1 pseudogene is annotated in these 533 nt (G+C 48.4%); it reads left to right on the top strand.

Annotated elements, in window-relative coordinates:
- Positions 1-533, top strand: a pseudogene (locus KNP99_RS15200) (copper amine oxidase); the annotation flags it as partial.

Here is a 533-nt window from a genome sequence, read left to right as displayed (position 1 = left end):
ATGATGCATGAGGACAAAGCAAAAAACGTCACGGTCAAAACGAAAGCAGCAGATCTTCGTGCGACACTCGACCAATTGCTTTCTGAGCACTTCGTGCTTGCCGTCATGGACATGAAAAAACAATATGACGGTTCAAAAGATGCTGAGTATTATGAAGCAGCACTCAAACAGAACGCACTCGACATGACACCGGCAATCGCTTCAGTCTATGGCGACGAAGGCGCGAAACAATTCGAAAAAATCTTCGTCGATCACAACAAATACACAACGGACCTCGTCAAAGCCGTCAAAGCGGATGACCAGGAAGGCATCAACGCTTCGAAAGCCGAGACAGAAGAATTCGTCCAGGATCTCTCGACATTCCTCGACGCTGCGACAGAAGGCGAACTTCCGAAGGAAGCAGCTGAAGAAGTCCTTCGTGCTCACGAAGCGGACGTCTATAAAACATTCCAAGAGTATGCAGCAGGCGACTATGAAGGATCGTACAACACGTTCCGTGAAGGATACAGCCGCATGTATGACATCTCGAAAGC

The organism is Exiguobacterium sp. s95 (assembly GCF_018618655.1).
Lineage (GTDB): Bacteria > Bacillota > Bacilli > Exiguobacteriales > Exiguobacteriaceae > Exiguobacterium_A > Exiguobacterium_A oxidotolerans.
This window is presented reverse-complemented; position numbering and strand designations above follow the sequence as displayed.